Origin of the sequence: Rathayibacter sp. AY1B6 (assembly GCF_002932755.1) — a bacterium.
Taxonomy (GTDB): Bacteria; Actinomycetota; Actinomycetes; order Actinomycetales; family Microbacteriaceae; genus Rathayibacter.
Map to the genome: position 1 here is coordinate 1 of NZ_PSWL01000042.1, position 14105 is coordinate 14105.

Below are 14105 nucleotides of genomic sequence, written 5' to 3' on the forward strand. Positions count from 1 at the left end.
CCCCCCGCACCCTCTTCTCCCGCCCGCACTCCGCACGACAGGAACGAGCACCCATGACGCTGTCCACTCCTCAGACCGCCTACGCCTCCGCCAAGCTCCAGGGCACCGGAGTCGGACGTGGGCTGGCCCTCGGGCCGGTCCTGCGCATGCCGGAGCCGCTGCCCGAGCCCGAGGACACCGCCAGCACCCGCAGCGTCGCCCAGGAGGAGGAGCGCGCCGTCTCGTCGCTCTCCGCGACCGCCGCGACCATCCGCCACCGCGGCGAGCGGGCCGGCGGCTCGGCGAAGGACGTCCTCGACGCCCAGGCTCTGATGGCCGAGGACCCGTCCCTCGCGGACGACGTCAAGGCGCGGATCGCCGGGGGCAAGACCGCGGAGCGCGCCGTGCACGAGGCCTTCGCCGGCTTCCGCGACCTGCTCGTGGCGATGGGCGGCTACATGGCCGAGCGCGCGACCGACCTCGACGACGTCTCGCAGCGCGTCGTGGCGCACCTGCGCGGCGTCGCCGCTCCCGGCGTCCCCGAGTCGGACGAGCCGTTCGTGCTCGTCGCCCGCGACCTCGCCCCGGCCGACACAGCGCTGCTCGACCTCGAGAAGGTCCTCGGCCTGATCACCAGCGACGGGGGACCGACCTCGCACACGGCGATCCTCGCCCGGGAGAAGTCGATCACCGCCATCGTCGGCACCACCGGCGCCCTCGACCTGCGGGACGGCCAGCTCGTCATCCTCGACGCGACCTCCGGCGTCGTGACGGTGAACCCCTCCGACGCCGAGATCGGCGCCGCGAAGTCCTCGATCGCCGAGCGCGCCGAGATGCTCGCCGCGCCGGTCGTCCCCGGCGCGCTGGCCGACGGCCACGCCGTGCCGCTGCTCGCGAACCTCGGGTCGGCCGACGGCGCTGCGAACGCGGTCGAGCTCGGCGCCGAGGGAGTGGGACTGTTCCGCACCGAGTTCCTCTTCCTCGACGCGAAGGAGGCGCCCTCGGTCGCCGAGCAGGCGGAGCAGTACACGCGCCTGCTCGCCGCGTTCCCCGGCCGCAAGGTCGTCGTCCGCGCGCTCGACGCCGGCGCCGACAAGCCGCTGAGCTTCCTCAACGACGACCACGAGGAGAACCCTGCCCTCGGACTCCGCGGACTGCGCGCCCTCCGCGCCAGCGAGCAGATCCTCCGCGACCAGCTCACCGCGCTCGCTCAGGCCGACGCCGCCACCGACGCCGACCTCTGGGTCATGGCGCCGATGGTCGCGACCGTGGACGAGACCCGCTACTTCACCTCGATGGCGCGGGAGCTCGGCATCCGCACCGCCGGCGTGATGGTGGAGGTCCCCTCCTCCGCCCTGCTCGCCGACCGGATCCTCGGAGTCGCGGACTTCGCCTCGATCGGCACCAACGACCTGACCCAGTACACGCTCGCCGCCGACCGCATGCTCGGCACGGTCTCGGCGTTCCAGGACCCGTGGCACCCGGCCGTGCTCCGCCTCGTCGGCGAGGTCGGCCGCGCGGGAGCGGCGCTGGGCAAGCCCGTCGGGATCTGCGGAGAAGCCGCCGCCGACCCGCTGCTCGCCGTGGTCCTCGTCGGCCTCGGCGCCACGACCCTCTCGATGTCGCCGTCGGCTCTCGCCGACGTCCGCGCCGAGCTGGCCGAGCACACCCTCGAGGACGCCAAGCGGTACGCGGAGCTCGCTCTCGCCGCCGACAGCGCCGCCGACGCCCGCTCCGCGGTCACCGAGGCGATCGCCGCCTCCTGATCCCGGATCACCGGCCCCACCCCCTGCACCACCCCGCCACTCGGGAGACAGGACGCCTCAGGAGCGTCCCGGTCGCCCGCCCCTAGAAATCGGAGAACACACCACATGACAACGACGTCAGCGACGTCGACGCGCGGTGGAGCGCGCGTCCACGTCCAGCGCTTCGGCACCTTCCTCTCGGGAATGGTCATGCCGAACATCGCGGCCTTCATCGCCTGGGGCTTCATCACGGCTCTCTTCATCCAGACCGGATGGCTCCCGCTCCTCGGCATCGACGCCACCTGGGTCCAGCAGTTCGGCGGCTGGAGCACGGATCCCGACGTGGTCAACACCGGCCTCGTCGCCCCGATGATCACCTACCTCCTCCCGCTCCTCATCGCGAACACCGGTGGCCGCATGGTCTACGGCGCCCGCGGAGGCGTGGTCGGCACCATCGCGACCATGGGCGTCATCGTCGGCGCCGGCATCCCGATGTTCATCGGCGCCATGATCATGGGCCCGCTGTCGGCGTGGCTCATGAAGAAGGTCGACTCGATCTGGGACGGCAAGATCAAGCCCGGCTTCGAGATGCTGGTCAACAACTTCTCCGCCGGAATCCTCGGCCTCCTCCTCGCGCTCCTCGCCTTCGCGGGTGTCGCGCCGCTCGTGGTCGGCCTCTCGACCGCCCTCGGTGCGGGCGTGGAGTTCCTGGTCAACGCGGGCCTGCTCCCGCTGACCTCGCTCTTCATCGAGCCGGCGAAGATCCTCTTCCTCAACAACGCCATCAACCACGGCATCCTCACCCCGCTGGGCGTGCAGCAGGCGGAGGAGGCGGGCAAGTCCTACCTCTTCCTCCTCGAGGCCAACCCCGGCCCCGGCATGGGCGTGCTCCTGGCCTTCGCGTTCTTCGGTGTCGGCGCGGCCCGCGCCTCGGCTCCCGGCGCGGCGATCATCCACTTCATCGGCGGCATCCACGAGATCTACTTCCCGTACGTGCTGATGAAGCCGGCGCTGCTCGCGGCCGTCATCCTCGGCGGTGCCACCGGTGTCGCGACGAACGTCGCGTTCAACTCCGGCCTCCGCGCCCCCGCCTCGCCCGGCTCGATCATCGCGGTGCTCCTCCAGACCGCGAACGACAGCTTCCTCGGCGTCATCCTCTCGGTGGTCCTCGCGACCGCTGTGTCGTTCCTGGTGGCCTCGGTCATCATCCGGTCCGGCCGCAAGCGCGACCTGGCCGCGGAGCAGGAGGGCGACGACAAGCTCGCCGCCGCCGTCGCCGCCAACGAGGCGAACAAGGGCAAGGAGAGCGCCGTCGGCTCGCTCATCAACGCCCGCGGCGCCAACGCTCCGCAGGACTCGTCCGGCGCTTCGACCGCAGGGGCCACGGCCACCGCCACCCAGGTCCGGAACATCGTCTTCGCCTGCGACGCCGGCATGGGCTCGTCCGCGATGGGCGCCTCGGTGCTGCGGAACAAGATGAAGAAGGCGGGCTTCGAGGACGTCACGGTCACCAACAAGGCGATCGCGGCTCTCGAGGACGACGTGGACCTGGTCATCACCCAGGCCGAGCTCACGGAGCGCGCTCGCCAGCGCACCCCGGGCGCCATTCACGTCTCCGTGGACAACTTCATGAACAGCCCGAAGTACGACGAGGTCGTCTCGCTGGTCGCGGAGCAGCACGGCAAGTAGTACGCCAACCATTCGGAGGGAACCCGTAGGGTGCGACAGAGCGGACACGCTCCGCTCGCCCCTGCGGGTTCCCTCGCTGTCAGCACCTCCACGGAAGGACGCACCCCATGAGCGACGTGCTCACCATCGGACAGATCGACGCCTCCGGCACCGCCACCACGAAGGAGGCCGCCATCAAGGAGGCCGCCGACATGCTGGTCGGCGTCGGCGCGGTCACCCCCGCCTACTACGAGGCCATGCTCGCCCGCGAGGCGACCGTCTCGACCTACATGGGCAACCTGCTCGCCATCCCGCACGGGACGAACGACGCGAAGGACGAGATCCGCTCCTCCGCCCTCTCGTTCGTGCGCTACGCGCAGCCGATCGACTGGGACGGCAACGAGGTGCGCTTCGTCGTCGGAATCGCCGGCGTCGACAACGAGCACCTCGAGATCCTCTCCAAGATCGCGATCATCTTCTCGGAGGAGGACGAGGTGCAGAAGCTCCTCGACGCCCCGGACGCGCAGTCGCTCTACAGCCTGCTGGGCGAGGTCAACTCCTGATGCCCACCGCCGTCCACTTCGGCGCCGGCAACATCGGCCGCGGCTTCGTCGGCCTGATCCTGCACGGCGCCGGCTACGAGCTCGTCTTCGCCGACGTCAACTCCGAGCTGATCGGCCGCCTCGCCGCCGCCGACAGCTACGAGGTGCACGAGGTGGGGGAGGAGGCGGCCACGCACGTCGTCGACCGCTTCCGCGCGATCGACTCGGCCGCCGACGAGGAGGCGCTCGTCCGCGAGATCGCCGCCGCCGACATCGTCACCACGGCCGTCGGCCCGAACATCCTGCGCTTCGTCGCCCCGGTGATCGCGAAGGGCCTCGCCGCCCGCGACGAGTCGGCGCCGCGGCTGGCGGTCATGGCCTGCGAGAACGCGATCAACGCGACCCGCCTGCTGCAGACCGAGGTCGCCGCGAACCTCGGCGCGGACGAGTGGGAGCGCCTGCGCACCCGCGCCGTCTTCGCCGACACCGCGGTGGACCGCATCGTCCCCAACCAGGACCCGGGCCAGGGCCTGGACGTGACGGTGGAGAGCTTCTTCGAGTGGGTCGTCGACCGCACTCCGTTCGAGGGCACCGAGCCGGAGATCCCGGGCGCGACCTGGGTCGACGACCTCGAGCCCTTCATCGAGCGGAAGCTCTTCACGGTGAACACCGGCCACGCGACGGCCGCCTACACCGGTTTCGCGGCCGGAGCGCACAAGCTCTCCGACGCGCTCGCGATGCCCGAGGTGCACGACGCGGTGAAGGCCGCGCTCGAGGACACCAAGGCGCTCATCGTGGCCAAGCACGGCTTCAGCGACGAGGAGCAGCAGGCCTACCTCGAGAAGACGCTGAAGCGCTTCGCCAACCCCTACCTGACCGACACGGTCGACCGGGTGGGGCGCCAGCCGCTGCGGAAGCTGTCGCGGCACGAGCGCTTCATCGGACCGGCTGCCGAGCTCGCCGAGCGCGGGCGGACGCCCGAGGGCCTGCTCGCCGCGATCGGCGCCGCGCTGCGCTTCGACGTGCCCGAGGACCCGCAGAGCGTGGAGCTCCGCGAGAAGCTGGCCGCGCTCAGCCCGGAGGAGTTCGTGGCGGAGGTCACCGGCCTCGCACCCGAGCACCCGCTCTTCGACCGGGTGGTGGCGGTCGTCCGCGGCTAGTCCCACGGCCGCACGGCGGTGAACGACGACGAGGTCCCCTGCTTCGCGCGGGGGACCTCGTCGTCGTCTGCGGCGGCTCGGGCGGAGCGCTAGAACAGCCGCCAGCGGGTGAGCGGCCAGGCCACGGCGAAGACGCGTCCGGTGACCCTGTCGATCGGCACGGTCTTCACGCAGGTGTCGATCGGCCCGCCGGCGCCGCGGCACTCGCCGAGCGAGTCGTTGGAGTTCGACCGGTGGTCCCCCAGGACGAAGAGGGAGCCCTCGGGGACCGTGTACTCGTCGAAGCAGCGCAGGGACGCGGGGCTCGTCGTGCAGTCGAGGGTCCCGGGGGTGAAGGGGAAGTCCTCGAAGACGTAGGACTCGTCGAGCGGCTTCCCGTCGACCAGCACGTGCCCCTCGGCGTCGCAGCAGGAGACGGTGTGGCCCCCCTCGGCGATCAGCCGCTTGACGAGGAACTCCTCGTGCGAGGGGCCGATGCTGGTGACGTCCCCGAAGGTCTTCACGATCTCGGAGAGGGGGCTGCCGGCCTCGTCGCTCGCACCCCAGTCGGCGTCGCGCGAGAAGACGACGATCTGCCCCTCCTCCGGCCCGCCCTGGAGCGCGAGGGTGCGGTCGACCAGGATGCGGTCGCCGAAGAACCCGCCGCCCTGGAGGGTGTTCTCCATGGAGCCGGTCGGCACCGTGTACACCTTCACGAAGAAGGTCTGCACCAGGGCGATGACCGCGATCGCCGCCAGGACCGTCACCACCGGGTGCGAGTACCAGCTCCGCCTCGCGGTCGCGGACCTCGTCGTGCGCGCCATGTGCTCTCCCTCCGGCTCGACGGAGCCAGCCTAGGCGGCGACGGACGCGGGGCCCGGCAGGGGGCGCGCGTCGGGCGCGGAGGCGGAGGCGGGGAGCGACACGCCCGAGGTGGCGGAGCGGCCGGGATTCGCGTAGCATCGACCCTTGGTGTTTTGCGCGTGCTCCGGCATGCCCGCGAACCCCGATCCGGGCTCTCGCCCGGTGGTGGCTCGTCGCGGAAACATTCGCACGACCAGTACACACACTACTTCCGAACGACAGTGAGGCTATGGCCAAAAAAGACGGTGTCATCGAAATCGAAGGTGCGGTTGTCGAGGCGCTCCCCAACGCGATGTTCCGCGTGGAGCTGACCAACGGACACAAAGTTCTCGCCCATATCTCGGGCAAGATGCGTCAGCACTACATCCGGATCCTCCCCGAGGACCGGGTGATCGTGGAGCTGAGCCCCTACGACCTGACCCGCGGCCGGATCGTCTACCGCTACAAGTAGACGTTCGCTCCGCTGACGTTCGCGACGTGCGTGTCCTGTAAGGAACGGCCCCGGCATCCGCCGGGAGCACGACGCCAGCGAAAACAAGGACAAGAACAATGAAGGTCAACCCCAGCGTCAAGCGCATCTGCGACCACTGCAAGATCATCCGCCGCCACGGCAACGTGATGGTCATCTGCAGCAGCAACCCCCGCCACAAGCAGCGCCAGGGCTAGTCCCGCTGCTTCCGCGAGGGAGCGCAGGGGCGGCGTGCCGCCCCCACTGCACAACTGAACACACCCGCAGCACCAGAAATCGCGCAGCACCCCGGCGACCCCGGGGTGGACGGCGAGGACACCTTCGGTCGGAGGCCGAGGCACCGGTGCTGCTTCACACCTCCACTCACTCACAGGAGAAGCCACAATGGCACGTCTGGCAGGAGTAGACATCCCGCGCGAGAAGCGCGTGGAGGTCGCACTGACCTACATCTACGGTGTCGGCCGCACTCGCGCGCTCAAGACCCTGAGCGACACCGGGATCGACGGCAACATCCGCGTCAAGGACCTCAGCGACGACCAGCTCGTCTCGCTCCGCGACTACATCGAGGGCAACTACAAGGTGGAGGGAGACCTCCGCCGCGAGGTCGCCGCCGACATCCGCCGCAAGGTCGAGATCGGCTCGTACGAGGGCATCCGCCACCGTCGCGGCCTCCCGGTCCGTGGACAGCGCACCAAGACGAACGCGCGCACCCGCAAGGGACCCAAGCGCACCGTCGCCGGCAAGAAGAAGGCCGGCCGCAAGTAACGCGGGCGACACGGACCTAGAGGAGATACAGAATTGGCTACCCCCAAGTCGGCCGCGCGCAAGCCGCGCCGCAAGGAGAAGAAGAACATCGCTGTGGGCCAGGCCCACATCAAGTCGACGTTCAACAACACCATCGTCTCGATCACCGACCCCTCCGGGGCCGTCATCAGCTGGGCCTCGTCCGGTGGAGTCGGCTTCAAGGGCTCGCGCAAGTCGACGCCGTTCGCCGCTCAGCTCGCCGCCGAGTCGGCCGCGCGCCAGGCTCAGGAGCACGGCATGAAGAAGGTGGACGTCTTCGTGAAGGGCCCCGGCTCGGGTCGTGAGACCGCGATCCGCTCGCTCCAGGCCGCCGGCCTCGAGGTCGGCTCGATCAACGACGTCACCCCGCAGGCGCACAACGGCTGCCGCCCGCCCAAGCGTCGTCGCGTCTAAGCAGCACTCGCAGCCGTCGGTCGGCCGCACGAACCGCCTCCGGGCGGCACGTGCGGCCGACCGGCGGATCGCGCATTTCTTTCACAACTCCACACCTCGCAAACGCACGTGTCATATAGCGGACACGTGATCGAAAGGAATCATCAGTGCTTATCGCACAGCGTCCGACGCTCACCGAGGAGAACATCTCGGAGTTCCGTTCCCGCTTCGTCATCGAGCCTCTCGAGCCCGGCTTCGGCTACACGCTCGGCAACTCGCTGCGTCGCACCCTGCTGTCCTCCATCCCCGGCGCCGCTGTCACCAGCATCCGGATCGACGGAGTCCTGCACGAGTTCACGACCGTCCCGGGCGTCCGCGAGGACGTCACCGAGATCATCCTGAACATCAAGGGACTCGTCGTCTCCTCCGAGCACGACGAGCCGATCACCGCCTACCTGCGCAAGCAGGGAGCCGGCCAGGTCACCGCCGCGGACATCTCGGCTCCGGCCGGTGTCGAGATCCACAACCCGGAGCTCGTCATCGCCACGCTGAACGACAAGGCGAAGTTCGAGCTCGAGCTCACCATCGAGCGAGGCCGTGGCTACGTCTCGGCGACCCAGAACCGCAGCGAGTTCTCCGAGGCCGGCCAGATCCCGGTCGACTCGATCTACTCGCCCGTGCTGAAGGTCACCTACCGCGTCGAGGCCACCCGTGCCGGCGAGCGCACCGACTTCGACCGCCTGGTCGTGGACGTGGAGACGAAGGCGGCGATCTCGCCGCGCGACGCCATCGCCTCCGCCGGACGCACGCTGACCGAGCTGTTCGGTCTCGCCCGCGAGCTGAACAACGCGGCCGAGGGCATCGAGATCGGCCCCGCGCCGGTCGACGCGGTCCTCTCGACCGAGCTGTCCATGCCCATCGAGGACCTCGACCTCTCGGTGCGCAGCTACAACTGCCTCAAGCGCGAGGGCATCAACAACGTCAATGAGCTCGTCGCCCTCTCGGAGACGCAGCTCATGAACATCCGCAACTTCGGTCAGAAGTCGGTGGATGAGGTCAAGGAGAAGCTGACGGAGCTCGGCCTGTCGCTCAAGGACTCGGTCCCCGGGTTCGACGGCGCCCACTTCTACAGCTACGACGACGAGAGCATCTAGGTCCTCCGCTCCGGAGCCCCGGCTCCTCGCGTCCGACCTGCTGACACCCCTTTAGTACTGGAGTAAACCCATGCCCAAGCCCACCAAGGGCCCCCGCCTCGGAGGCGGCCCCGCACACGAGCGCCTGCTGCTGGCGAACCTGGCCGCGGCCCTGTTCACGCACAAGAGCATCAAGACGACCGAGACCAAGGCCAAGCGCCTTCGTCCGCTCGCCGAACGCCTGGTGACCTTCGCCAAGCGCGGCGACCTACACGCCCGCCGTCGCGTCCTCGCGACGATCGGCGACAAGTCGGTCGTCCACGAGCTCTTCACCGAGATCGCCCCGCTCGTCGCCGAGCGCGAGGGCGGCTACACCCGCATCACCAAGATCGGCCCCCGCAAGGGAGACAACGCGCCCATGGCCGTGATCGAGCTCGTCCTCGAGCCCGTCACGCCCAAGGCGAAGAAGTCGCGCACCACCACGGCGCCCGTGTCCGCTCCGGTGGACGAGGCCCCCGCCGAGGAGACCACTGCCGAGGAGACCCCCGTCGAGGAGGCGCCCGTGCAGGACGCTCCCGTCGAGGACGCCGCGCAGGACGCTCCGGTCGAGGAGACCGGCGCGACCAAGTAGTCACGCCCCCTCTGCCGAGAGCCCTCCGCCCCCTCCGGGGCGGGGGGCTCTCGTCGTTCCCCGAGGTGGAGTGGCGCGAAGCGTCGCTTACGATGGCACGGTTGCGCTCGTCGGGTGCGGCCGCGTCACGACCGGCGCTCCCGGGGTCCGCCCCGACGATCCTCGGAGGACTCCTGTGCGACTGCGCTCCTCGGCCGCTGCGGTGCTCCTCGCCCTGGCCCTCGCGGTCGGAGTGAGCGGCTGCGCCTCCGGCGACGTGATCGACGTGCCGGAGTCGGCGGGCGTCGCGAGCGCCACCCCGGTGCCGTCGGCCGCACCGACCGCACCGTCCGTGCCGTCCGTGCCGTCGAGCGATCCGGCGGGAGAGGGCGTGGACTGCGCGAGCGCGCTCCCCGCCTCCCTGGTCGAGCAGGAGGCCGGCCTGACGCCGGGCGCCGTGGCGCTCACCGCCGCGGGCGACACGTGCTCCTACGCCGTCGACGGCGGCGACCCGGCCGTCGTGCTGACGCTGCACCGCGGGCCCCTCGTCGAGACCTTCACCGGTGCGGGCGAGGCGCTCGGTGCGGTGCCGGTCTCGCTGGGCACGGCCGCCTACTGGGCGCAGGGCATCGCCTCCGCTCCCTCCGAGCTGGCCGTCCTCGCGGGCGGCTGGGAGGCGCGGATCGTCTCCTCGGTCGGCGAGCAGTCGACGCTGGTCGGCTGGGCGGTCTCGGCCCTGGCGAGTGTCGACGTCCCGCTCGCGGTCGCCTGAGCCGTGACCGCGGCCCGCTCTAGACTCGTCTGATGCTCCACCGCGTCCGCCTCGACCTGGCCTACGACGGCTCGCACTTCTCCGGCTGGGCGAAGCAGCCGGGCCTGCGCACCGTGCAGGGGGTGCTCGAGGAGTCCCTCGCCCTGGTGCTGCGCTCCGAGCAGCACCCGACAGTGACGGTCGCCGGGCGCACCGACGTCGGCGTCCACGCCAGCGCGCAGGTCGCCCACGTCGACCTCACCCCCGAGCAGTGGGGCCGCATCAGCAGCGGTCGGCGCCGACCGGGGGAGGAGCCGTTCCCGCCCGCGTCGATCCTCGAGCGGCGGCTCCGCGGGATCCTCGGGCAGTACACCGACGTCTCGGTGCACCGGGTGACGGAGGCGCCGGAGGGGTTCGACGCGCGGTTCTCGGCGCGCTGGCGGCGGTACGAATACCGGCTGGCCGACGCCTCCTCGATGCGCCACCCGCTCGAGCGCACCTACACCACCTGGATCACCGACTCCCTCGACCTCGACGCGATGTCGGCCGCGGCCCGCTCCCTCCTGGGCCTGCACGACTACGCGTCGTTCTGCCGCGCCCGGGTGGGGGCCACCACCATCCGGAGCCTGCTCGACTTCACCTGGGAGCGCGACGCCGACGGAGTCCTGCACGCCCACCTGCGCGCGGACGCCTTCTGCCACAGCATGGTGCGGGCCCTCGTGGGAGCGTGCGTCGCGGTCGGCGCCGGGAAGCTCGAGGCGGGGGCGGTCCCGCTGCTCCGGGACGCCGCCCGGCGGACCAACGCGTTCGCGGTGATGCCGGCCCGCGGCCTCATCCTCCGCGAGGTCGACTACCCCGAGGACGACGCGCTCGCCGAGCGCGCCCTGCTCACCCGGGCGAAGCGCACCGTGCGGACCGAGGGGCCGGACCTCGAGGACTCGGAGTGAGCCGGGGGTGCTCGACCGCGCCCCGCGCCCCGTGGCGGCTCGGGCCGCACCTGCTGCCACCGCAGCCGGAGCCCCTGCCGCCAGGATCCGTGCTTGGCCGCACGGGGGCTTTGCTGTAATGTCGACCCTTGGTGTTTTCGGCCGTGTGCCGAGCGCCCGAAGTTGAGCCCTCCACCGGATCGGTTCGGCCCCTCGCGGGTCGAACGGCCACGGAGCGGGATCCACGAACACCTCACTCCGACCAGAAAGCAGCACTCACGTGACTCGCACTTTTTCTCCGAAGCCGGCTGACGTCCAGCACGACTGGATCGTCATCGACGCGTCCGACGTCGTGCTCGGCCGTCTCGCCACCCACGCCGCGGCGCTCCTGCGCGGCAAGCACAAGGCCACCTTCGCGCCGCACATGGACATGGGCGACTTCGTCATCATCGTCAACGCGGAGAAGGTCGCCCTCACCGGCCAGAAGCTCCTCCAGAAGAAGGCCTACCGCCACTCCGGCTACCCGGGCGGCCTCTCGGCCACCACGTACGCCGAGCTCCTCGAGAAGAACCCGGTCCGCGCCGTCGAGAAGGCCATCCGCGGCATGCTCCCCAAGAACTCCCTCGGCCGCGCCCAGCTGCGCAAGCTGAAGGTCTACACGGGATCCGAGCACCCCCACGCGGCCCAGCAGCCGCAGGCGTACGCCTTCACCCAGGTCGCCCAGTAGGCTCCGGCCCTCCCCGACACCCCAGACTTCGAAGACAAAGGATCACCTACACCGTGGCGAAGATCGCAGACCAGATCGACGTGGCTCCCGAGAGCTACTCCACCGAAAGCCCGGCCACCGAGGCGTCCACGACGCCCCGCGCCGTCCTCAACGTCTCCGGCGCAGCCGTGGGCCGACGCAAGCAGGCCATCGCCCGCGTGCGCCTCGTCCCCGGCAACGGCGGCATGACCGTCAACGCCCGCGAGTTCGCGGAGTACTTCCCCAACAAGCTGCACCAGCAGCTGATCACCGACCCCTTCAAGGTGCTCGACCTGATCGGCTCCTACGACGTGGTCGCCAAGATCACCGGCGGCGGCCCCTCCGGCCAGGCCGGCGCGCTGCGCCTCGCCATCGCCCGTGCGCTCAACGAGATCGACCGCGAGAACAACCGCGCGATCCTGAAGAAGGCGGGCTTCCTGACCCGCGACGCCCGCGTCATCGAGCGCAAGAAGGCCGGTCTCAAGAAGGCCCGCAAGGCGTCCCAGTTCTCGAAGCGCTAGTCGACGCGGCCTGACGGCCGCACGACCAGCAGCTCGAGAAGGGACTGCGCACCATGCCGCGCCTGTTCGGAACAGACGGCGTCCGTGGCCTCGCGAATCGCGAGGTCACGGCCGACCTGGCTCTCGGCCTCGCCCAGGCGGCCGCCCGTGTACTCGGAGCGACCGCCCGGGCCGAGGGCCGTCGGCCCGTCGCCGTGCTCGCCCGCGACCCCCGCATCTCCGGTCAGTTCATCGGAGCCGCGGTCGCGGCGGGTCTCGCGAGCGCGGGAGTCGACGTGCTCGACGCCGGCGTCATCCCGACGCCCGCCACCGCCTACCTCATCGCCGACGAGAACGCCGACTTCGGCGTGATGATCTCGGCCTCGCACAACCCCGCCGCCGACAACGGCATCAAGTTCTTCGCCGCCGGCGGACGCAAGCTCCCGGACGAGCTCGAGAACCGCATCGAAGCGGCCCTCGGAGTCCCCCCGCTCACGCCGACCGGAGCCGACGTCGGCCGCATCACCCGGTTCTCCGACGCGGAGGACCGCTACGTCCTCCACCTGCTCGGATCCCTCGAGGGCACCCGGCTCGACGGCCTGCACGTGGTCATCGACTGCGCGCACGGCGCCGCCGCCGGCATCTCGCCCCAGGTGTTCACCGACGCCGGAGCGACCGTCACCGTCATCGGCAACGACCCCGACGGCCTCAACATCAACGACGGAGTGGGCTCGACCCACCTCGACAACGTCGCCGACGCCGTCCGCGCAGCCGGCGCCGACATCGGCATCGCCCACGACGGCGACGCCGACCGCTGCCTCGCGGTGGACGCCGAGGGCCGCATCGTCGACGGCGACCAGATCATGGCGATCCTCGCGACCGCCATGGCCCGCCGCGGCGCCCTCCGCGACGACGTCCTCGTCGCCACCGTCATGAGCAACCTCGGCCTCAAGCTCGCCATGCGCGACGCCGGCATCCGCGTCATCGAGACCGCGGTCGGCGACCGCTACGTCCTCGAGGCGATGAACGACGGCGGCTACTCGCTCGGCGGGGAGCAGTCCGGCCACGTCATCATGAGCCGCTACGCCACCACCGGCGACGGCGTCCTCACCGGGCTCCAGCTCGCGGCCGAGATGGCCCGGACCGGCCGCACGATCGCCGACCTGGCCGCCGTCATGTCCGTCTTCCCGCAGACCCTCGTCAACGTGCGCGGCGTCGACCGCGAAGGCGTCCGCGACGACGAGGTCATCGCCTCCGCCGTCGCCGACGCCACCGCCGAGCTCGGCAGCGACGGCCGCGTGCTCCTGCGCCCCTCCGGCACCGAGCCGATGGTGCGGGTCATGGTCGAGGCGAAGACCCAGGAGACGGCCGACCGCCTCGCCGAAACGCTCGCCGCGGTCGTGCTCGAGAGGCTGCGCTCTTAAGGAGCCGCTCCCTGCGCGGCTCCTCGCGGTCGGCCTCGGGAGGTGGTTGCGATGGGTGGAGCGGGTCGCGGTCGCCGCGGGGGAATCGCTTGGCACGCGATTCCCTCGACGGCTGTGTTCATTGAGGGGCCGCTCCCTGCGCGGCCCCTCGCGGTCGGCCTCGCGGGGTGGTTGCGCGGGTGGAGCGGGTCGCGGTCGCCGCGGGTGAATCGCTTGGCACGCGATTCCCACGACGGCTTGTGGGTGGAGCCGCTCCCTGCGCGGCTCCTCGCGGTCGGCCTTGAGAGATGGTGGTGCGGGTGGAGCGGGTCGCGGTCGCCGCGGGGGAATCGCTTGGCACGCGATTCCCACGACGGCTGTGTTCATTGAGGAGCCGCTCCCTGCGCGGCTCTTCGCGGTCGGCTCGACGAGGTGGTTGCGCGGGTGGAGCGGGT

16 protein-coding genes are annotated in these 14105 nt (G+C 70.8%); 15 read left to right on the forward strand and 1 reads right to left on the reverse strand.

The window, feature by feature from the left end; translation table 11 throughout:
- Positions 1 to 146: 146 nt before the first annotated feature.
- The 4 genes from ptsP (at position 147) to C5D08_RS16280 (ending at position 5094) form a co-directional block, all read left to right on the forward strand.
- On the forward strand, positions 147 to 1745 hold the full coding sequence (ptsP, locus tag C5D08_RS16265) for a phosphoenolpyruvate--protein phosphotransferase (RefSeq protein ID WP_258069271.1): 1599 nt from the start codon (positions 147 to 149) through the stop codon (positions 1743 to 1745).
- Positions 1746 to 1850: 105 nt separating this feature from the next.
- Positions 1851 to 3413, forward strand: a complete 1563-nt coding sequence (locus C5D08_RS16270; RefSeq protein ID WP_104277904.1) for a PTS mannitol transporter subunit IICB — start codon at positions 1851 to 1853, stop codon at positions 3411 to 3413.
- Between the two features lie 107 nt (positions 3414 to 3520).
- Positions 3521 to 3955, forward strand: a complete 435-nt coding sequence (locus tag C5D08_RS16275) for a PTS sugar transporter subunit IIA (protein ID WP_104224996.1) — start codon at positions 3521 to 3523, stop codon at positions 3953 to 3955.
- The gene (locus C5D08_RS16280; RefSeq protein ID WP_104277905.1) at positions 3955 to 5094 is read left to right on the forward strand and encodes a mannitol-1-phosphate 5-dehydrogenase; all 1140 of its coding nucleotides are present in this window, start codon (positions 3955 to 3957) and stop codon (positions 5092 to 5094) included. Before C5D08_RS16275 ends, C5D08_RS16280 begins: the two co-directional genes overlap by 1 nt.
- 89 nt (positions 5095 to 5183) lie before the next feature.
- Here C5D08_RS16280 and lepB read toward each other — a convergent pair whose 3' ends face one another.
- Positions 5184 to 5897, reverse strand: coding sequence for a signal peptidase I (gene lepB / locus C5D08_RS16285; RefSeq protein WP_104277906.1), 714 nt, complete (start codon positions 5895 to 5897; stop codon positions 5184 to 5186).
- A 269-nt stretch (positions 5898 to 6166) separates the two neighbouring features.
- Here lepB and infA point away from each other — a divergent pair, with 269 nt between their 5' ends.
- The 11 genes from infA (at position 6167) to glmM (ending at position 13671) form a co-directional block, all read left to right on the forward strand.
- On the forward strand, positions 6167 to 6388 hold the full coding sequence (gene infA / locus C5D08_RS16290) for a translation initiation factor IF-1 (protein WP_022883252.1): 222 nt from the start codon (positions 6167 to 6169) through the stop codon (positions 6386 to 6388).
- A 98-nt stretch (positions 6389 to 6486) separates the two neighbouring features.
- On the forward strand, positions 6487 to 6603 hold the full coding sequence (gene rpmJ / locus C5D08_RS16295; RefSeq protein ID WP_055787164.1) for a 50S ribosomal protein L36: 117 nt from the start codon (positions 6487 to 6489) through the stop codon (positions 6601 to 6603).
- A 187-nt stretch (positions 6604 to 6790) separates the two neighbouring features.
- Entirely contained in the window at positions 6791 to 7171 is a 381-nt protein-coding gene (gene rpsM, locus C5D08_RS16300; protein ID WP_104277907.1) for a 30S ribosomal protein S13, read from the forward strand.
- Positions 7172 to 7204: 33 nt separating this feature from the next.
- Positions 7205 to 7603, forward strand: coding sequence for a 30S ribosomal protein S11 (gene rpsK / locus C5D08_RS16305; RefSeq protein WP_055787170.1), 399 nt, complete (start codon positions 7205 to 7207; stop codon positions 7601 to 7603).
- A gap of 146 nt (positions 7604 to 7749) precedes the next feature.
- Positions 7750 to 8736, forward strand: a complete 987-nt coding sequence (locus C5D08_RS16310) for a DNA-directed RNA polymerase subunit alpha (protein ID WP_104224999.1) — start codon at positions 7750 to 7752, stop codon at positions 8734 to 8736.
- Positions 8737 to 8806: 70 nt separating this feature from the next.
- Complete coding sequence (rplQ, locus tag C5D08_RS16315; protein WP_104277908.1) at positions 8807 to 9346, forward strand: 50S ribosomal protein L17; 540 nt, start codon at positions 8807 to 8809, stop codon at positions 9344 to 9346.
- A gap of 175 nt (positions 9347 to 9521) precedes the next feature.
- On the forward strand, positions 9522 to 10097 hold the full coding sequence (locus C5D08_RS16320; RefSeq protein WP_104277909.1) for a hypothetical protein: 576 nt from the start codon (positions 9522 to 9524) through the stop codon (positions 10095 to 10097).
- Positions 10098 to 10129: 32 nt separating this feature from the next.
- Positions 10130 to 11023: a tRNA pseudouridine(38-40) synthase TruA gene (locus tag C5D08_RS16325; protein ID WP_104277910.1), complete on the forward strand. Its 894-nt coding sequence runs from the start codon at positions 10130 to 10132 to the stop codon at positions 11021 to 11023.
- Between the two features lie 259 nt (positions 11024 to 11282).
- Positions 11283 to 11729: a 50S ribosomal protein L13 gene (gene rplM / locus C5D08_RS16330; protein WP_104225003.1), complete on the forward strand. Its 447-nt coding sequence runs from the start codon at positions 11283 to 11285 to the stop codon at positions 11727 to 11729.
- A gap of 53 nt (positions 11730 to 11782) precedes the next feature.
- Positions 11783 to 12268: a 30S ribosomal protein S9 gene (gene rpsI / locus C5D08_RS16335; protein WP_104225004.1), complete on the forward strand. Its 486-nt coding sequence runs from the start codon at positions 11783 to 11785 to the stop codon at positions 12266 to 12268.
- A 53-nt stretch (positions 12269 to 12321) separates the two neighbouring features.
- Positions 12322 to 13671: a phosphoglucosamine mutase gene (gene glmM, locus C5D08_RS16340; RefSeq protein WP_104277911.1), complete on the forward strand. Its 1350-nt coding sequence runs from the start codon at positions 12322 to 12324 to the stop codon at positions 13669 to 13671.
- Positions 13672 to 14105: the final 434 nt, after the last annotated feature.

Excerpts from the sequence above, each read along its gene's own strand:
- ptsP (WP_258069271.1), top strand. The coding sequence starts at position 147 with ATGCCGGAGCCGCTGCCCGAGCCCGAGGACACCGCCAGCACCCGCAGC.
- C5D08_RS16270 (WP_104277904.1), top strand. The coding sequence starts at position 1,851 with ATGACAACGACGTCAGCGACGTCGACGCGCGGTGGAGCGCGCGTCCAC.
- C5D08_RS16275 (WP_104224996.1), top strand. The coding sequence starts at position 3,521 with ATGAGCGACGTGCTCACCATCGGACAGATCGACGCCTCCGGCACCGCC.
- C5D08_RS16280 (WP_104277905.1), top strand. The coding sequence starts at position 3,955 with ATGCCCACCGCCGTCCACTTCGGCGCCGGCAACATCGGCCGCGGCTTC.
- lepB (WP_104277906.1), bottom strand. The coding sequence starts at position 5,897 with ATGGCGCGCACGACGAGGTCCGCGACCGCGAGGCGGAGCTGGTACTCG.
- infA (WP_022883252.1), top strand. The coding sequence starts at position 6,167 with ATGGCCAAAAAAGACGGTGTCATCGAAATCGAAGGTGCGGTTGTCGAG.
- rpmJ (WP_055787164.1), top strand. The coding sequence starts at position 6,487 with ATGAAGGTCAACCCCAGCGTCAAGCGCATCTGCGACCACTGCAAGATC.
- rpsM (WP_104277907.1), top strand. The coding sequence starts at position 6,791 with ATGGCACGTCTGGCAGGAGTAGACATCCCGCGCGAGAAGCGCGTGGAG.
- rplQ (WP_104277908.1), top strand. The coding sequence starts at position 8,807 with ATGCCCAAGCCCACCAAGGGCCCCCGCCTCGGAGGCGGCCCCGCACAC.
- C5D08_RS16325 (WP_104277910.1), top strand. The coding sequence starts at position 10,130 with ATGCTCCACCGCGTCCGCCTCGACCTGGCCTACGACGGCTCGCACTTC.
- glmM (WP_104277911.1), top strand. The coding sequence starts at position 12,322 with ATGCCGCGCCTGTTCGGAACAGACGGCGTCCGTGGCCTCGCGAATCGC.